Below are 17224 nucleotides of genomic sequence, written 5' to 3'. Positions count from 1 at the left end.
CCCGAGAGACTCTCTCGCGGCTTTCCTCCGGGCGCTTCCCTTCGGTCTTGCGTTTCCGACTCTATCAGATCTTTTTCTCGATCCGATTTCCTCGGTGCTTTCGAGGTTCCCGCTTCCGCGTTTCCCTTTCCGGCGGTTCCGACTTTATCAGAAGTTCTGAGTCGGAATTCCCACCCACTCGGGGGCTGGTTCCGGCACATGAAGCTGCCGGGTTCCCCCTCGGGCGGAGCCGTAAACCTACTGGAGCGGGGTGCCCCGATGCAAATCGAGGCGCCCCGCTCCGGGTTCACACGGACGGTTGTCCGACGGGCCGTCAGACCTCCACCACGACCGGGAGGATCATCGGCCTGCGGCGATACGTGTCCGAGACCCACTTGCCGAGGGTCCGCCGCACCAACTGCTGGAGCTGATGGGGCTCGACCACGCCGTCCTGGGCCGAACGCTCGAGGACCTCCGTGATCCTCGGGATCACGTCGGCGAAGGCGGAGTCGTCGATACCCGAGCCGCGCGCCTGGACATGCGGGCCACCCGTGATCTTCCCGGTCGACGAGTCGATGACCATGAAGACCGAGATGATGCCCTCGTCGCCGAGGATCTTGCGGTCCTTCAAGGCCGGCTCGCCCACGTCACCGACGGAGAGGCCGTCGACGTAGACATAGCCCGCCTGGACCTTGCCGGAGATCTTCGCCTTGCCTTCGACGAGGTCGACGACCACGCCGTCCTCGGCGATGACGATCCGGTCGTGCGGGACACCGGTCAGGGCACCCAGCTCGGCGTTGGCGCGCAGGTGGCGCCATTCGCCGTGGACCGGCATCAGGTTCTTCGGTCGGCAGATGTTGTAGAAGTACAGCAGCTCGCCGGCCGACGCGTGGCCCGAGACATGGACCTTGGCGTTGCCCTTGTGGACGACGTGCGCGCCCCAGCGGGTCAGGCCGTTGATCACGCGGTAGACCGCGTTCTCGTTGCCGGGGATGAGCGACGACGCCAGGATCACGGTGTCGCCGGGGACGATGCGGATCTGGTGGTCGCGGTTGGCCATGCGGGACAGGGCCGCCATCGGCTCGCCCTGGGAGCCCGTGCAGACCAGGACCACCTCGTGGTCGGGCAGGTCGTCGAGCGTCTTGACGTCCACCACCAGGCCCGGCGGGACCTTCAGGTAACCCAGGTCGCGGGCGATACCCATGTTGCGGACCATCGAGCGGCCCACGAAGGCGACCCGACGGCCGTACTCGTGCGCGGTGTCCAGGATCTGCTGGATGCGGTGGATGTGGCTGGCGAAGCTGGCCACGATGATCCGCTTGCGGGCGTTCGCGAAGACCGTGCGCAGGACGTTGGAGATGTCCCGCTCGGGCGCCACAAAACCGGGGACCTCGGCGTTCGTGGAGTCGGAGAGAAGGAGGTCGATGCCTTCCTTGCTCAGACGTGCGAACGCGTGCAGATCCGTGAGACGGCCGTCCAGCGGGAGCTGGTCCATCTTGAAGTCGCCCGTGTGGACCACCATGCCCGCCGGCGTGCGGATGGCTACGGCGAGGGCGTCCGGGATCGAGTGGTTGACGGCGATGAACTCGCAGTCGAAGGGGCCGATGCGCTCACGGTGTCCCTCCGTCACCTCGAGGGTGTACGGGCGGATCCGGTGCTCCTGGAGCTTGGCCTCGATGAAAGCCAGGGTCAGCTTGGAGCCGATCAGCGGGATGTCCGGCTTCTCCCGGAGGAGATAGGGGACGGCACCGATGTGGTCCTCGTGGCCATGCGTGAGGACGATGCCCTCGATGTCGTCGAGGCGGTCCCGGATGGACGAGAAGTCCGGCAGGATCAGGTCGATTCCGGGCTGCTCCTCCTCGGGGAAGAGCACTCCGCAGTCGACGATCAAAAGGCGGCCTCCGTACTCGAAGACCGTCATGTTTCGGCCGATCTCACCGAGACCGCCGAGCGGGGTGACGCGCAGGCCGCTCGCGGGGAGCGGCGGGGGCGGGCCGAGTTCAGGATGCGGATGACTCAAAAGACTCTCCTCACCACACACGCCACGTACCGGTGGGCACGTGGCGCGCATGACGTTCGTGCAGAAGCAGTTGTCGTTGTGGACGCAGGCACCGGTGGCCTGCTTATTCAGTTGTGAAGTCTGGTTGCGCGCGCGGGCGCGCGAAGTCTGGTGCTAGAGCTGTACCCCGCCGGCGGCAAGATCGATCTTGAGCTGCTCGATCTCTTCGGGCGCGAGCTCGACCATGGGGGCGCGCAGCGGACCGGCGGGCAGGCCCTGGAGGGCGAGCGCGGCCTTCGTCGTCATGACGCCCTGGGTGCGGAACATGCCCGTGTAGACCGGGAGCAGCTTCTGGTGGATCTCGGTCGCCTTCTGGACGTCACCGGCCATGTACGCATCGACCAGGGCGCGCAGCTCCGGGGTGACCACGTGGCCCACGACGGAGACGAAACCGACCGCGCCCACGGAGAGCAGCGGCAGGTTCAGCATGTCGTCGCCGGAGTACCAGGCGAGGCCCGATCGCGCGATGGCCCAGCTGGCCCGGCCGAGGTCGCCCTTGGCGTCCTTGTTGGCGACGATCCGCGGGTGCTCGGCGAGGCGGACCAGTGTCTCGGTGTTGATCGGGACACCGCTGCGGCCCGGGATGTCGTACAGCATGACCGGCAGCTCGGCGGCGTCGGTGATGGCTGTGAAGTGGCGGTACAGGCCCTCCTGAGGGGGCTTGTTGTAGTACGGCGTGACGAGCAGGAGGCCGTGTGCGCCCACCTGCTCCGCCGAACGGGCCAGCTCGATGCTGTGGCGGGTGTCGTTGGTACCGACGCCGGCGACGACGTGGGCGCGGTCGCCGACGGCCTCCAGGACGGCCCGTACGAGGTCCGATTTCTCCGCATTGCTGGTGGTGGGTGACTCACCGGTGGTGCCGTTGATGATCAGGCCGTCGTTGCCTGCGTCCACCAGGTGGGTGGCGAGCCGCTGTGCGCCGTCGAGGTCGAGTGCGCCGTCCGCCGTGAAGGGCGTGACCATGGCGGTGAGGACCCGCCCGAAGGGGGTCTGCGGAGTGGAGGTCGGAGCCATGGGGAACACGCTACTCGTTGCTCAAGGTGGGGTCTGCCCTCGGGGGAGGCGACAAGTGGTGACAAATGCGGAGCCCGGCACTGCCTGCTCGGGGGTTCAAGCAGTGCCGGGTCCGTTTGATCAGGCTAGATGAACTTCTCTAAATGCCGCAATCCGGACACTTCGCGCGACTGGCCCGCACATCTGTGCCCTGCAAAGGGAATGCGGGTGGTTACGGAGCCACACGGCCGTTCGCATTGAAGGCGGCGTACGTGAGCGGCATCAGCTTGGCCCACTCCGCTTCCATCTTCTCGCCGACCATCTCGATCTCCCGCTGCGGGAAGGACGGGACCCTGGCCAGCTCGTGCTGGGTGCGCAAGCCGAGGAAGTGCATCAGCGAGCGGGCGTTACAGGTGGCGTACATCGAGGAGAACAGGCCGACAGGGAGGACCGCGCGGGCGACCTCGCGGGCGACACCGGCGGCGAGCATCTCCTGGTAGGCCTCGTACGCCTGGCGGTAGGAGTCCTCCATGGTGCGGGTGACCAGCTCCTGCTGGGCCTCGCTGCCCTCGACGAAGACGTACTTGCCCGGGCGGCCCTGCTGGACGAGCTTGCGGGACTCTCCGGGCACGTAGAAGACGGGCTGGAGCTCCCGGTAGCGGCCGGATTCCTCGTTGTACGACCACCCCACGCGGTGCCGCATGAACTCGCGGAAGACGAAGATCGGGGCACTGATGAAGAAGGTCATCGAGTTGTGCTCGAAGGGGCTGCCGTGACGGTCCCGCATCAGGTAGTTGATCAGGCCCCTGGAGCGCTCCGGGTCCTTGCCCAGCTCGTCCAGGGACTGCTCGCCGATGGTCGAGACTCGGGCGGCGAAGAGCACGTCGGAGTCGGACGCGGTGTGCTTGACCAGCTCGACGGTGACGTCGCTCCGGAAGCTGGGCTTGGGGTCGTCGGCGGGGGTGTCGGTCACGGCTCGGCGGGTCCTTCCATCACTTCTCTCGGGCGGCGCCCACTCTACGTCCCGGCACTGACATCGGGGCATTCGGTGCCGGTACGCGACAACTTCTGTGAATTCGGTGCATGCGGGCACCATTTGTGGCACCCGGACGTCTGTATGGACAGCAGTCATTCACTCGACCCCCGAAGGGAGCAGCGACTCCGATGTTCCGTCGGCGCGAACCCGTACCGTTCGCCTTCCTCGCTGAAGCCGACAGGTTCCGCAGCAATGTCACTCCCCCGCCCCGTGCGCGGGCTTCCCTCAACCAAATAGCCGGGCGCTGGCTCATGGGCCTCACGATCGTCGCCGGACTCGCGGGCTCCCTGGTCCTCGGGATACCCGCGCTGTCACAGGACCAGTCGCCCACGCAGACGCAGCAGTCACAGGCGTCCGAGGGGCACTGAGCCGGGGCTGACTCCATCCGGCCCCCAGATGTGGTGGGCGGGGACATAGGTCGATAACCTCACCGGGCACAGCCCATGTATGGATTGAGTGAGGACCAGTCGTGCCCCTGCCCTTCCTGACGGCCGACCGCGCGTTCGAGGCGGCGGAGGACGTCGCACTGCCCTTCGATGACCGCGACCGCTGGCGGCGCCCCTACCGGCCCGGCCCGTGGCGTGTGGGCGTGGCCGCGATCTCGTTGCTGCTCGCCTCGTATGTGCTGTTCGCGGCGGTCATCATCGCCCTGACCGGCTCGTTGTCCGAGGCGGCGGTGGTCTTCGGCGTCGCGGTGCTCGTCATCGCCGGTGCGCTGCGGCTGCTGCGGATGGGTGTGTGGGTGAGCGCCCGGGGACTGCGGCGGGTGGGCTTCCTCCTCACCCGCACGGTGCCCTGGGGGCAGGTCGTCGCCGTGCGGACGGTGCAGCAGCCGGTGCGCTGGCTCGGGCTGCCCCGCACTGTGCAGGGGCAGGCTCTGACCCTCGTACAGCGGGATCGTGGCGCGGCGGACCTGCCGGTGTTGCTGACCACGCACAACGCGGACTTCCTGGCGCGCCACGGCGCCTTCGACCGGGCGGCGGACTCGGTGGAGGCCTGGGCGGACGAGTACCGGCGGAGCTGACCGCCCCAGACGATCCGAAGGGCCGGTCCGCGTACACCGCGGACCGGCCCTTCGACGTACGCGGGTCAGACCTGGACCGGCCTGCCCTCGTGCAGGGCGATCGCCCGTTGCATCGCCTTGCGGGCGCGCGGGGTGTCGCGGGCGTCGTGGTAGGCGATGGCCAGGCGGAACCAGCTGCGCCAGTCGTCGGGGGCCGCCTCCGTCTCGGCCTTGCGCCGGGCGAAGACCTCGTCGGCCGAGTCACGGTCGATGCGGCCGCCGGGGGTGCGTTTCAGCTCGTCGACGGGCAGGCCGCCCTCGGTGTCGAGTTCGGCGGCGAGCTGGTTGGCCTTGCGGACGAACTGGGTGTTCTTCCAGAGGAACCACAGACCGATGACCGGCAGGATCAGCACCGCGACCCCGAAGGTCACGGTGAGGAGCGTGCCGGACTGGATGAGCATGACGCCACGGCTGCCGACCAGGACGAAGTAGAAGACCAGGGCGGCGGCCGTGACGGCGTAGGAGAGCTTCGCGCGCATGACTGTCAGGGGCTCAGTTCAGGTCCAGGAAGTTTTCCAGGCCGAAGGTGAGGCCCGGGCTGGTCACCACACGGCGGGCGCCCAGCAGGATGCCCGGCATGAAGCTGCTGTGGTGGAGCGAGTCGTGGCGGACGGTCAGGGTCTCGCCCTCGCCGCCCAGCAGGACCTCCTGGTGGGCCAGCAGGCCCCGCAGGCGGATCGCGTGCACCGGGACGCCGTCGACGTTCGCGCCGCGCGCCCCGTCCAGGGCCGTGACCGTGGCGTCCGGCGCCGCGGCGGAGCCCGCGGTGCGGCGAGCCTCGGCGATGAGCTGAGCGGTGCGCGTGGCGGTACCGGACGGGGCGTCGACCTTGTTCGGGTGGTGGAGCTCGACGACCTCGACGGACTCGAAGTACGGCGCGGCGATCTGCGCGAACTTCATGGTCAGGACCGCCCCGATGGAGAAGTTCGGCGCGATGAGCACGCCCGTCTCCGGGGACTGGGCGAGCCACCCGTTCAGCTTCGCCAGGCGCTCGTCGGTCCAGCCCGTCGTACCGACGACCGCGTGGATGCCGTGCCGTACGCAGAAGTCGAGGTTGTCCATGACGCTGGCCGGCGTGGTCAGTTCGACGGCGACCTGGGCGCCGGTCTCCGTGAGCGTCTCCAGTTTGTCGCCCCGGCCGAGGGCGGCGACCAGCTCCATGTCCTCGGCGGCCTCGACAGCCCGTACCGCCTCGGAACCGATCCGGCCCTTGGCGCCGAGGACCGCCACGCGCAGCTTGCTCATCTTCTTGCTTCCTTACCGGGGTTCCGGAGAATCGGAGGGTCGGAGGGTGGAGGTGATCAGGCGACGGCCTCGTGCAGACGGGACGCCTGCTTGTCCTTCAGCGGGCCGATGACCGACAGCGAGGGCCGCCGTCCCAGGATCTCGTGGGCGACCGAGCGGACGTCGTCCGGGGTGACCGACGCGATTTTGGCCAGCAGGTCGTCGACCGACATCTGCTCGCCCCAGCACAGTTCGCTCTTGCCGATACGGTTCATCAGCGCGCCGGTGTCCTCCAGGCCGAGGACGGTGGAGCCCTGGAGCTGCCCGATGGCGCGGCCTATCTCGTCGTCCGAGAGGCCGTGCTCGGCGACGTGGTCGAGTTCGTCGCGGCAGATCTTCAGCACGTCGTGCACCTGGCTCGGGCGGCAGCCCGCGTACACGCCGAACAGGCCGCAGTCGGCGAAGCCGGAGGTGTACGAGTACACGCTGTAGGCCAGGCCGCGCTTCTCGCGGACCTCTTGGAAGAGACGTGACGACATGCCACCGCCGAGGGCCGTGTTGAGCACGCCCAGCGCCCAGCGGCGCTCGTCCGTGCGGGCCAGGCCCGGCATGCCGAGGACGACATGGGCCTGCTCGGTCTTGCGGTCGATCAGTTCGACGCGTCCCGCGGTGCGCAGGGCGCGGCGGCCGTCGCGGGGCGCGATGGGCGCCGCGTCCGGGTTCTTGAGGGCGCCGGCCTCCTCGAAGGCGGCACGGACCTGTCGTACGACCGTGTTGTGGTCGACGTTCCCGGCGCACGCGACCACGAGGTGGGTCGGGTCGTAGTGCTTCTTGTAGAAGCGGCGGATGCGGTCGGCGGTGAGGGCGTTGACGGTGTCGACCGTGCCGAGGACCGGGCGGCCGAGGGGGTTGTCGCCGAACATGGTGTGCGCGAACAGGTCGTGCACGCAGTCGCCGGGGTCGTCCTCGGTCATGGCGATCTCTTCGAGGATCGCGCCCCGCTCGACGTTGACGTCCTCTTCGACGATCAGGGAGCCGGTCAGCATGTCGCAGACGACGTCGATGGCCAGCGGCAGGTCGGTGTCGAGCACGCGTGCGTAGTAGCACGTGTACTCCTTCGCCGTGAACGCGTTCATCTCGCCGCCGACGGCGTCGATGGCGGAGGAGATGTCCAGGGCGCTGCGCCGGGAGGTGCCCTTGAAGAGCAGGTGCTCCAGGTAGTGGGTGGCGCCGTTCAGGGCCGGCGTCTCGTCACGGGAGCCGACGTGGGCCCAGATGCCGAAGGTCGCCGAGCGGACGGAGGGCAGGGTCTCGGTGACGATGCGCAGGCCGCCCGGGAGGGTGGTCTTGCGGACGGTGCCGATGCCGGCTGTCCCCTTGATCAGGGTTTGCGTACGGGCGACGGCCCGCGCCTCCGAGGAGGTGCGGGCCGTCGCCGTGGAGTTACTCGATGTCACTTGTCGCCCGCAGCGGAGCCGCCGTCGGATGCGGCGTCCTTCTCGTCGTCGCCTTCACCCTCGATGACCGGGATAAGGGACAGCTTGCCGCGGGAGTCGATCTCGGCGATCTCGACCTGGACCTTGGAGCCCACGCCGACCACGTCCTCGACGTTCTCCACGCGCTTGCCGCCGGCCAGCTTGCGGATCTGCGAGATGTGCAGCAGGCCGTCCTTGCCCGGGAGCAGGGACACGAACGCGCCGAAGGTGGTCGTCTTCACGACCGTGCCCAGGTAACGCTCGCCGACCTCCGGCATGGTCGGGTTGGCGATGCTGTTGATCGTGGCGCGGGCGGCCTCGGCCTGCGAGCCCTGCTGGGCACCGATGTAGATGGTGCCGTCGTCCTCGATCGTGATGTCGGCGCCGGTGTCCTCCTGGATCTGGTTGATCATCTTGCCCTTCGGGCCGATGACCTCACCGATCTTGTCCACGGGGATCTTGACCGTGATGATCCGCGGGGCGTTGGGGGACATCTCGTCCGGCGTGTCGATCGCTTCCATCATCACGTCGAGGATGTGGAGACGGGCGTCACGGGCCTGCTTGAGGGCCGCGGCCAGGACGGAGGCCGGGATGCCGTCCAGCTTGGTGTCGAGCTGGAGGGCGGTCACGAACTCCTTGGTGCCGGCGACCTTGAAGTCCATGTCGCCGAAGGCGTCCTCCGCACCGAGGATGTCGGTGAGGGCGACGTAGTGCGTCTCGCCGTTGATCTCCTGGGAGATCAGGCCCATGGCGATACCGGCGACGGGGGCCTTCAGGGGCACACCGGCGTTCAGCAGCGACATGGTGGAGGCGCAGACCGAGCCCATGGACGTCGAGCCGTTGGAGCCGAGGGCCTCGGACACCTGACGGATCGCGTAGGGGAACTCCTCGCGCGTCGGCAGCACCGGCACGATGGCGCGCTCGGCGAGGGCGCCGTGGCCGATCTCGCGGCGCTTCGGGGAGCCGACGCGGCCGGTCTCGCCGACGGAGTACGGCGGGAAGTTGTAGTTGTGCATGTAGCGCTTGCGGGTCACCGGGGAGAGGGTGTCCAGCTGCTGCTCCATCCGGAGCATGTTCAGGGTGGTGACGCCCAGGATCTGGGTCTCGCCACGCTCGAACAGCGCCGAACCGTGCACGCGCGGGATGGCCTCGACCTCGGCGGCGAGCGTACGGATGTCCGTCAGCCCGCGGCCGTCGATGCGGGTCTTCTCCTTGATGACGCGCTCACGGACCAGGGACTTGGTCAGCGAGCGGTACGCGGCGGAGATCTCCTTCTCGCGGCCCTCGAACTCCGGCAGGAGCTTCTCGGCGGCCAGACCCTTGACGCGGTCCAGCTCGGCCTCGCGCTCCTGCTTGCCCGCGATGGTCAGCGCGGAGGCGAGCTCCGGGCGGACGGCGGCGGTCAGCGCCTCCAGGACGTCGTCCTGGTAGTCGAGGAAGACCGGGAACTCGCCGGTCGGCTTGGCGGCCTTCGCGGCGAGGTCGGCCTGGGCCTTGCAGAGCACCTTGATGAAGGGCTTCGCGGCGTCCAGACCGGAGGCGACGACATCCTCGGTCGGCGCCTCGGCGCCGCCCTTGACCAGCTGGATGGTCTTCTCGGTGGCCTCGGCCTCGACCATCATGATCGCGACGTCGCCGTCCTCCAGGGTGCGGCCCGCGACGACCATGTCGAAGACGGCGTCCTCGAGCTCGGTGTGCGTCGGGAACGCGACCCACTGGCCGTTGATCAGCGCGACGCGGACGCCGCCGATCGGGCCGGAGAAGGGCAGACCGGCCAGCTGCGTGGACGCGGAGGCGGCGTTGATCGCCACGACGTCGTACAGGTGGTCGGGGTTGAGTGCCATGATCGTGGCGACGACCTGGATCTCGTTGCGCAGGCCCTTCTTGAAGGACGGGCGCAGCGGGCGGTCGATCAGGCGGCAGGTGAGGATGGCGTCCTCGGAGGGACGGCCCTCACGGCGGAAGAAGCTGCCGGGGATCTTGCCGGCGGCGTACATCCGCTCCTCGACGTCCACCGTGAGGGGGAAGAAGTCGAGCTGGTCCTTGGGGTTCTTGGAGGCGGTGGTGGCCGACAGCACCATGGTGTCGTCGTCCAGGTACGCCACGGCGGAACCGGCGGCCTGCTTGGCCAGGCGGCCCGTCTCGAAGCGGATGGTGCGGGTGCCGAAGGAGCCGTTGTCGATGACGGCCTCGGCGTAGTGGGTCTCGTTCTCCACTAGCGTTTTCTCCGTTACTTGTCGTCTTTTGTCCCACACTGCCCGTGTGGCAGGGGGACGGTTACGGAGAAGCGCTCCGTCTGGTGCGGGCCGGTCTTCGATCGAAGCACCCGGGCTCTCTTCCCCCGGGGGCCACTACCGAGGACCGGCGGCGGCGAGGTGCGCTTCTCCTCGTTCGTGTGATGCCGCCCTACCCCTTCTGGGTGCGCGCCATCACACTGTGTCGTACATATTGCGTCGTGCTACCACACTACAAAGCGCGGGTGACACTCCGCACGTTTCGCACGTGCGGCAGGCTTCGCGTGGGGTGGGGCAAGCCGTGTAAAGCAAAAGGGAGCGGTCCCCATACTTTCGGGAACCGCTCCCCCCTCACGGCGTCTTACTTGGCGCCCGCCGCACCGCGGCGGATGCCGAGGCGGTCGACCAGCGCACGGAAGCGCTGGATGTCCTTCTTGGCGAGGTACTGCAGCAGCCGGCGGCGCTGACCGACCAGGATGAGCAGACCACGACGGGAGTGGTGGTCGTGCTTGTGGGTCTTGAGGTGCTCGGTCAGGTCCGAGATACGGCGCGAGAGCATCGCGACCTGGACCTCGGGGGAGCCGGTGTCGCCCTCCTTCTGGCCGAACTCGGTGATGATCTGCTTCTTCGTAGCGGCGTCGAGCGGCACGCGTACTCCTCGTAGTCTGTGAATGCCCACCGAGTGCCCCCGGTCTGTGTCTCGGGGGAGCTTCCGTTACTCGGGAGGCGGAGGCCCGCTGGGCGCGGCCTCCAGAGCGGAGCTCCGGGGGCGCGTACACAAACGGCCGTCACTCAGGGTACCAGCCACTGATGGGCGCCTTCGCCCAGGTGGTGGAAGCCCGTGGGCGGGGCGATCGGCGCCACTAGGGTGAGCCGTCGAATCGTTGGCAGGTACGTCGGGAAGGGGTCGCTGCGGCATGGCGGAGACGGCAGAGGAGACCAAGGCGCGCAAGGAGCGGGAGAGGGACGAGCTGTACGCCCTCGACATCTCCGGTGTCGAGTGGCAGAGCGCGCCGGGGACCGAGGAGCACGAGGAGCGGGTCGAGATCGCCTATCTGCCCGGCGGGGCGGTGGCGATGCGGTCCTCGCTCGACCCGGACACCGTGCTGCGGTACACGGAGGCGGAGTGGCGGGCGTTCGTACTCGGCGCGCGGGACGGGGAGTTCGACCTGGAGTCGACGCCGAACGACGGGAGCCTGCCGGCGTAGGCGTCAGATCCGGGCCGGGCCCGGTGACAGCGTGAGCCGTGTCCCTGGGAAGGGACACGGCTCTGCTCGTACCAGAGGCTCTCCGGCACTAGCTGGTCATGGCCCGGGCGCGTGCGTACACGTCGAAGACGGCCAGGGCCAGCGGGATCAGCGTGAGCAGGACGAAGCTCTCGGCGATCTCCAGGAAGCGCCCCCAGAAGGGGGTGACACCGCGTCGCGGGGTGATCAGGCCGATCGCGGTGACCAGGGCCGCTGCGGCGGCGATGGCCGCGGCGAGCCAGACGCTGCGGATGTCGAGGGCGGTGGCGTCACCGAGGAAGGCGTCGCGCAGGAAGTCCCGGGGCGGGTTCAGGGCGAGCCCGAGGCCGAGGAAGACGAGGGCGGCGAGGCCCGCGGCCAGGGTGGCGCCGACCTGCGCGGTGTAGCGGAAGAGGTGGGCACGCATCAGCATCGCCACGCCGGTGGCGAGGGCGAGCAACTCCGCCCACACGTTGTCGGAGAAGCCGAGGACGATCGAGGCGCCCACGGAGACCAGCGCGCAGCCGCCGACGAGGCCGACGAGGAGTTCGTGACCGCGGCGGGCCTGGGCCGCGACCCGCTCGACGTCGACGGGCTCCTGCGCCGCGGGCTCACCGGCGTCGTAGCCGCCGCGGGACGGGTTGGGCGGTTCGAAGCCGATGGGCAGCCGTGCGAACCGCATGGACAGGCCCGGCAGGAAGGCGAGCGCGACGACGGAGAGCGGGGCGCAGACGGCGGCCGTCTCGATGGGCCGCAGTTCCGTGAGGATCGCGATGAAGGTGGTGACCAGCCCGATCACGGAGGCAAAGACGAAGGCCACGAACGGGCCGTCGCCACCGGGCGACACCAGGGTGAGCACCACGGAGGCGACCAGGACCCCGGTGCAGGCGAGCAGGAACTGCAGCCGCCCGATGCCCTCGCCCGCGGAGAGCGGCAGCAGCCCGGAACCGGCCACGGCGACGTTCGGCAACGCGCCCAGACCGAGGGCGATCGCGGAGCCCCGGTCGTCGTACACCCGGGCGCGTACGCAGGCGATGGTGATCAGCAGGATTCCGGCGACGGCGGCGACGATGCCCTGGAGGCTGTACATGTCGTGGCGGATCTGGGAGCTCCAGGCCACGAACGCCAGCAGCGCGGGCAGGATCCCGCCGGCGACCAGGCCGGCGACCCGGGTGAGCTCGCCGTTCCACAGGGTGCGGTCGCGGGTGACAGCGGCGGCCACCGCCTCGGAGACGTCGTCGATGACGGCCGGCGGCAGCGACTCCGCGAACGGGCGCAGAGTGAGCAGCTCGCCGTCGAGGATGCGCTGGGCCGAGAAGGACCGCGAGCCGTCGAGGACGGTGCCGTCACGGCGTACGAGGTGGTAGCCGACAGGGGCGCCCTCGGCGGGGCCCTGCTGGGACAGCCGCAGGATCTCCGGGTACAGGTCGGCGACTGGTACGTCGTCCGGCAGTGCCACGTCGATGCGGCTGTCGGGCGCCACGATGGTGACTCGGCAGAAGCCGAGTCCCGTGCCCGCCCCGGAAGGGGCTTGGGTGCCCGGTCCGCCGGTCGCGCCGGCCGGCGCGGAGGCCGTCATGCTCACCTGCTGTTCCCCCTCGTCGGTGGTGGGGCGGCTCGCGGTACCGCCGTGCCCACTTCCGTCCGTAAAGATCCTGTGTAGGTTGCGTCGCGCCACCCGCGTAGCCGGGCAACGATGCCGTCGCGCCCGGGAATTGCGGGGCGGTGCTTGGTTCGAACCGTTGTGGATTGCCCGTTTTTTCCGGAACAATTCGCAACTGCTCACGCGTCTCACCGGCACCCTACCGCCCGCCGGTGTCAGTGGTTGTCAGTAGGATCACGCTGCGCGATCGACGTCCGCCCGACACGGGGCGGCGGACGAAACAACTCGGTCCGGCAAGGGAATTGGTGCGTAGTGAGCCACATCGTCGTCAAGCGCCCGCCGCGGGCACTGCCGAAGGAAGTGCCCACGAACGAGGTGATGCTCGAGGCTCCGCCGGAGCTTCCGCGCGGGCAGCAGGAGGGCGCACTGATGCAGCTCCTGCCCATGCTCGGCATGGGCGGTTCGGTGGTGTTCTTCTTCAATCCGCAGGCCCAGCCCTTCATGAAGATCATGGGCATGGTGATGGTGGCCTCCACGGTCGCCATGGGCATCGCGATGCTGGTCCGCTACCGCCGCGGCAACCAGGGGCAGTTGGCGGACATGCGACGCGACTACCTCCGTTATCTGTCGCAGACCCGGAGCCAGGCCCTGGGCACCGCCCAGGCCCAGCGCGACGCCCAGTACTACCTGAACCCTTCACCGGAGCAACTGTGGGCCCTGGTCGCCGAGGGCAGCCGGGTGTGGGAACGGCGCACCGGTGACGAGGACTTCGGGCAGGTGCGAGTGGGCCTCGGCCCGCAGGCCCTGGCCACTCCCCTGGTTCCTCCGCAGACCGCGCCGGTCGACGAGTTGGAGCCGCTGACCACCGGCGCCATGCAGCGTTTCCTCGCCACCCACAGCACCCTCGAGGACCTGCCGATGGCGGTCTCGCTGCGCGCCTTCTACCACGTGACGATCTCCGGCGAGCCCCGCACCGTACGCGGCACCGCGCGTGCCGTGGCCGCCTGCCTCGCCGCGCTGCACTCCCCCGAGGACATGGTCATCGCGGTCGCCGCCGGGCGGGAGTCGGCGCCCGAGTGGGAATGGGCGAAGTGGCTGCCGCACCTGCAGACCCAGGGTGCCTCGGACGGCGCGGGCAGCATGCGCCTGATCACGGCCGACCCGATGGAGCTGGAGGAGCGGCTCGACACCCTTCTGCAGGGCCGCCCCCGTTTCCACCCCGCCGCTCCACCGGTCTCCGATCAGCCGCACCTGGTGGTCGTGCTCGACGGTGTCTCCCTGCCGCCCACGTCCCTGCTGGCCAGTCCCGAGGGCCTGCAGGGCGTGACCGTCGTGGAGGTGGTGCCCGGTGACCTCAGCTTCGGGCGCGGGGACCTCTCGGTCATCGTGCACCCGAAGGAACTGCGCCTGGAGTCGTCGCACGGCATGGTCTACGAGGGCACGCCGGACCTTCTGTCGTACGAGGCCGCCGAGGCGCTCGCCCGGCAGCTGGCGCCGCTGCGCATGGGCACGGGCGGCGACGACGGCGAACCGCTGCTCGCCAACCTGGAGTTCACGGATCTGCTGAACCTGGGCGACGCGGCCTCGGTGGACCCGCGGCGCACCTGGCGGCCGCGTTCGCAGTCGGAGCGGCTGCGGGTGCCGATCGGTCTCGGTGAGGACGGCCGGCCCGTGATGCTCGACCTCAAGGAGGCGGCGCAGGAAGGCATGGGCCCGCACGGTCTGTGCGTCGGCGCGACCGGTTCCGGAAAGTCGGAGCTGCTGCGCACCCTGGTCCTCGGTCTGGCCGTGACCCACTCCTCCGAGACGCTGAACTTCGTCCTCGCGGACTTCAAGGGTGGTGCGACCTTCGCCGGTATGGCGCAGATGCCGCACGTGGCAGCCGTGATCACCAACCTCGCGGACGACCTGACCCTGGTGGACCGCATGGGCGACTCCATCCGCGGCGAGCTGAACCGCCGTCAGGAGATGCTCCGCGACGCGGGCAACTACGCCAACATCCACGACTACGAGAAGGCCCGCGCGGCGGGCGCCCCTCTGCAGCCGATCCCCTCCCTCGTCCTGGTCATCGACGAGTTCAGCGAACTGCTCACCGCCAAGCCGGACTTCATCGAGATGTTCGTGCAGATCGGCCGGATCGGCCGTTCGCTGGGCGTGCACCTCCTGCTGGCCTCGCAGCGCCTGGAGGAGGGCCGCCTGCGCGGCCTGGAGACCTATCTGTCGTACCGGGTCGGTCTGCGGACGTTCTCCGCGGCCGAGTCCCGCGCCGCGATCGGCGTCCCGGACGCCTACGAGCTGCCGAACGTCCCGGGCTCCGGCCTCCTCAAGTTCGGCACGGAGGAGATGGTGCGCTTCAAGGCGGCGTACGTCTCCGGCGTCTACCGCACGAGTTCGCAGCAGTCCGCCGCGCCCGGCGGACCGCTCCCGGTCGACCGCCGGCCGGTCCTGTTCACCGCGGCCGAGGTCCCGGTGCAGTACTCGGCGATCCCGCGGCAGCGCCAGGAGGAGCCGGACGAGCCGAAGGACGACGCGCTCGCCGACACCGTGCTGGATGTCATCGTGCGGCGCCTGGAGGCCCAGGGCCCGTCCGCCCACCAGGTGTGGCTGCCCCCGCTGGACAGTCCGCCGTCGCTGGACTCGCTGCTGCCCGGACTCGCTCCGGTGCAGGGCCGCGGCATGACCCAGCCCGGCTACGAGGGCGCGGGCCGGCTCGTCATCCCGGTCGGCCTCGTCGACAAGCCGTACGAGCAGCGCCGCGACCCGCTGTGGACCGACTTCGGCGGCGCGGCCGGTCACATGCAGATCCTCGGCGGTCCGCAGTCCGGCAAGTCGACCCTGCTGCGCTCGATCGTCGCCTCGTTCGCGCTCACCCACACCCCGCAGGAAGTGCAGTTCTACGGGCTGGACTTCGGTGGTGGCGGTCTGTCGGCGGTGGCCGGCCTGCCGCACGTGGGCGGTGTGGCCTCGCGCCTGGACCCCGAGAAGGTACGGCGTACGGCGGCCGAGGTGTACGGCATCCTGACCCGCCGCGAGGAGTACTTCCGCTCGGCGAACATCTCCTCGATCGCCGAGTTCCGCACCCGCCGCGCGCGGGGCGACATCTCGCTGACCGACCAGCCCTGGGGCGATGTCTTCCTGGCCATCGACGGCTGGGGCAACTTCCGTCAGGACTATGAGGCGTTGGAGCCGCTGGTCCTGGACATCGCGGCGCGCGGCCTCGGTTACGGCATCCACCTGGTCCTCACCGCCTCGCGCTCCATGGAGGTCCGCGCGAACCTCAAGGACCACCTGATGAACCGCCTGGAGCTGCGGCTCGGCGACGCGATGGACTCCGAGTTCGACCGCAAGGTCGCGGCGAACGTGCCCACGGGCGTGCCGGGACGCGGTCAGACGCCGCAGAAGCAGCACTTCATGGCGGCGGTCCCGCGCATCGACGGCCTGTCCTCCGACACGGACCTGGCGGAGGCGACACAGGCCCTGACGGCCGAGGTCGCCCGCCACTGGCAGGAGCCCGGCGCGCCCGAAGTACGCCTGCTGCCCAGGGAGTTCCCGGCGGCCCAGCTGCCCCCGGGCGACCGGTTCCCGAACCGTGGCGTCTCCTTCGGCCTCGACGAGGACAACCTCGAGCCGGTGTTCGTGGACTTCGACCAGGACCCGTTCTTCCTCGTCTTCGGCGAGAGCGAGTCCGGCAAGTCGAACCTGCTGAAGCTGCTCATCAAGCGCCTCACCGAGCGGTACGACGGCAACAACTGCAAGCTGTTCGTGGTCGACAACCGCCGTTCGCTGCTGGGTGTCACCCCGCCTTCCCACCTGGCGGAGTACATCCCCATGTCGAACAAGATGCAGCACCACATGGACGCTCTGGCCGACCTGATGCAGCGCCGCACGCCCACCGCGGACGTCACGGCGGAGCAGCTGCGCGACCGCAGCTGGTGGCGTGGCCCCACGGTCTACGTGATCGTCGACGACTACGACCTGGTGTCCACGTCGAGCGGCAACCCGCTGGCGGGCCTGACGGATCTGCTCCCGTTCGCCCGTGACGTCGGCGTCCGCTTCATCATCGCCCGCTCCACCGCGGGCGCGGGCCGCGCGGGCTACGAGACCTTCATGCAGCGCATCAAGGAGCTCGGCGCGCAGGGTGTCGTCCTCGCGGGCGACCCGGCAGAGGGCGACCTGCTGGGCAACGTGCGCCCGCGCCCGATGCCCGCGGGACGGGGCGTGTTCGTGTCCCGCAAGCGGGGCAAGCCGCTGGTCCAGGTCGGCCAGATGGGGGACGGTAACGGATGACGGTCGGCTGATGTACGGCTTCTTGGGGCTGTGGCTGCTTTGGCG

13 protein-coding genes are annotated in these 17224 nt (G+C 69.4%); 4 read left to right on the top strand and 9 right to left on the bottom strand.

Going from position 1 to position 17224, the window contains the following annotated elements; genetic code table 11:
- Positions 1-313: 313 nt before the first annotated feature.
- The 3 genes from AB0H86_RS42080 to thyX all read right to left on the bottom strand — a co-directional run bounded on the left by AB0H86_RS42080 (position 314) and on the right by thyX (position 4004).
- Positions 314-1999 (bottom strand): ribonuclease J, encoded by a 1686-nt coding sequence (locus tag AB0H86_RS42080; protein WP_362451288.1) that lies wholly within the window; start codon positions 1997-1999, stop codon positions 314-316.
- 153 nt (positions 2000-2152) lie between these two features.
- Positions 2153-3052: a 4-hydroxy-tetrahydrodipicolinate synthase gene (gene dapA, locus AB0H86_RS42075; RefSeq protein WP_362451285.1), complete on the bottom strand. Its 900-nt coding sequence runs from the start codon at positions 3050-3052 to the stop codon at positions 2153-2155.
- A 211-nt stretch (positions 3053-3263) separates the two neighbouring features.
- A complete protein-coding gene (thyX, locus tag AB0H86_RS42070; protein ID WP_362451283.1) occupies positions 3264-4004 on the bottom strand; it encodes an FAD-dependent thymidylate synthase in 741 nt (246 codons plus the stop codon).
- Positions 4005-4195: 191 nt separating this feature from the next.
- On the opposite strand from thyX, the gene AB0H86_RS42065 reads away from it, so the two are divergent.
- Together AB0H86_RS42065 and AB0H86_RS42060 are read left to right on the top strand one after the other, a co-directional pair.
- Positions 4196-4435 carry a hypothetical protein gene (locus tag AB0H86_RS42065; RefSeq protein ID WP_362451280.1) on the top strand — a complete coding sequence of 80 codons (240 nt, stop codon included), beginning with the start codon at positions 4196-4198 and terminating at the stop codon, positions 4433-4435.
- A gap of 101 nt (positions 4436-4536) precedes the next feature.
- Positions 4537-5091 (top strand): hypothetical protein, encoded by a 555-nt coding sequence (locus tag AB0H86_RS42060; RefSeq protein WP_362451279.1) that lies wholly within the window; start codon positions 4537-4539, stop codon positions 5089-5091.
- A gap of 65 nt (positions 5092-5156) precedes the next feature.
- Here the strand turns inward: AB0H86_RS42060 and AB0H86_RS42055 are convergent, their stop codons facing one another.
- From AB0H86_RS42055 to rpsO, 5 genes are all read right to left on the bottom strand, one after another.
- Entirely contained in the window at positions 5157-5609 is a 453-nt protein-coding gene (locus AB0H86_RS42055; protein WP_362451276.1) for a hypothetical protein, read from the bottom strand.
- 13 nt (positions 5610-5622) lie between these two features.
- Complete coding sequence (gene dapB, locus AB0H86_RS42050) at positions 5623-6375, bottom strand: 4-hydroxy-tetrahydrodipicolinate reductase (RefSeq protein ID WP_362451274.1); 753 nt, start codon at positions 6373-6375, stop codon at positions 5623-5625.
- A gap of 56 nt (positions 6376-6431) precedes the next feature.
- Positions 6432-7811, bottom strand: a complete 1380-nt coding sequence (locus tag AB0H86_RS42045; protein ID WP_362451272.1) for a pitrilysin family protein — start codon at positions 7809-7811, stop codon at positions 6432-6434.
- Entirely contained in the window at positions 7808-10045 is a 2238-nt protein-coding gene (locus AB0H86_RS42040; RefSeq protein ID WP_362451270.1) for a polyribonucleotide nucleotidyltransferase, read from the bottom strand. Before AB0H86_RS42040 ends, AB0H86_RS42045 begins: the two co-directional genes overlap by 4 nt.
- Positions 10046-10424: 379 nt before the next feature.
- Positions 10425-10712 (bottom strand): 30S ribosomal protein S15, encoded by a 288-nt coding sequence (gene rpsO / locus AB0H86_RS42035; protein ID WP_003993372.1) that lies wholly within the window; start codon positions 10710-10712, stop codon positions 10425-10427.
- A gap of 268 nt (positions 10713-10980) precedes the next feature.
- Between rpsO and AB0H86_RS42030 the strand changes: the two genes are divergently transcribed.
- Entirely contained in the window at positions 10981-11271 is a 291-nt protein-coding gene (locus AB0H86_RS42030) for a DUF397 domain-containing protein (RefSeq protein WP_362451268.1), read from the top strand.
- An 88-nt stretch (positions 11272-11359) separates the two neighbouring features.
- Here the strand turns inward: AB0H86_RS42030 and eccD are convergent, their stop codons facing one another.
- Positions 11360-12868 (bottom strand): type VII secretion integral membrane protein EccD, encoded by a 1509-nt coding sequence (gene eccD / locus AB0H86_RS42025; RefSeq protein WP_362451295.1) that lies wholly within the window; start codon positions 12866-12868, stop codon positions 11360-11362.
- A gap of 336 nt (positions 12869-13204) precedes the next feature.
- On the opposite strand from eccD, the gene eccCa reads away from it, so the two are divergent.
- The gene (eccCa, locus tag AB0H86_RS42020; protein ID WP_362451266.1) at positions 13205-17179 is read left to right on the top strand and encodes a type VII secretion protein EccCa; all 3975 of its coding nucleotides are present in this window, start codon (positions 13205-13207) and stop codon (positions 17177-17179) included.
- Positions 17180-17224 lie beyond the last annotated feature (45 nt).

The organism is Streptomyces sp. NPDC050997, assembly GCF_040660135.1.
Lineage (GTDB): Bacteria > Actinomycetota > Actinomycetes > Streptomycetales > Streptomycetaceae > Streptomyces.
The sequence above is the reverse complement of the archived record's forward strand: the minus strand, read 5'-3'. Positions and strand labels throughout refer to the sequence as shown.

Excerpts from the sequence above, each read along its gene's own strand:
- dapA (WP_362451285.1), bottom strand. The coding sequence starts at position 3,052 with ATGGCTCCGACCTCCACTCCGCAGACCCCCTTCGGGCGGGTCCTCACC.
- AB0H86_RS42065 (WP_362451280.1), top strand. The coding sequence starts at position 4,196 with ATGTTCCGTCGGCGCGAACCCGTACCGTTCGCCTTCCTCGCTGAAGCC.
- AB0H86_RS42055 (WP_362451276.1), bottom strand. The coding sequence starts at position 5,609 with ATGCGCGCGAAGCTCTCCTACGCCGTCACGGCCGCCGCCCTGGTCTTC.
- dapB (WP_362451274.1), bottom strand. The coding sequence starts at position 6,375 with ATGAGCAAGCTGCGCGTGGCGGTCCTCGGCGCCAAGGGCCGGATCGGT.
- AB0H86_RS42030 (WP_362451268.1), top strand. The coding sequence starts at position 10,981 with ATGGCGGAGACGGCAGAGGAGACCAAGGCGCGCAAGGAGCGGGAGAGG.
- eccD (WP_362451295.1), bottom strand. The coding sequence starts at position 12,868 with ATGACGGCCTCCGCGCCGGCCGGCGCGACCGGCGGACCGGGCACCCAA.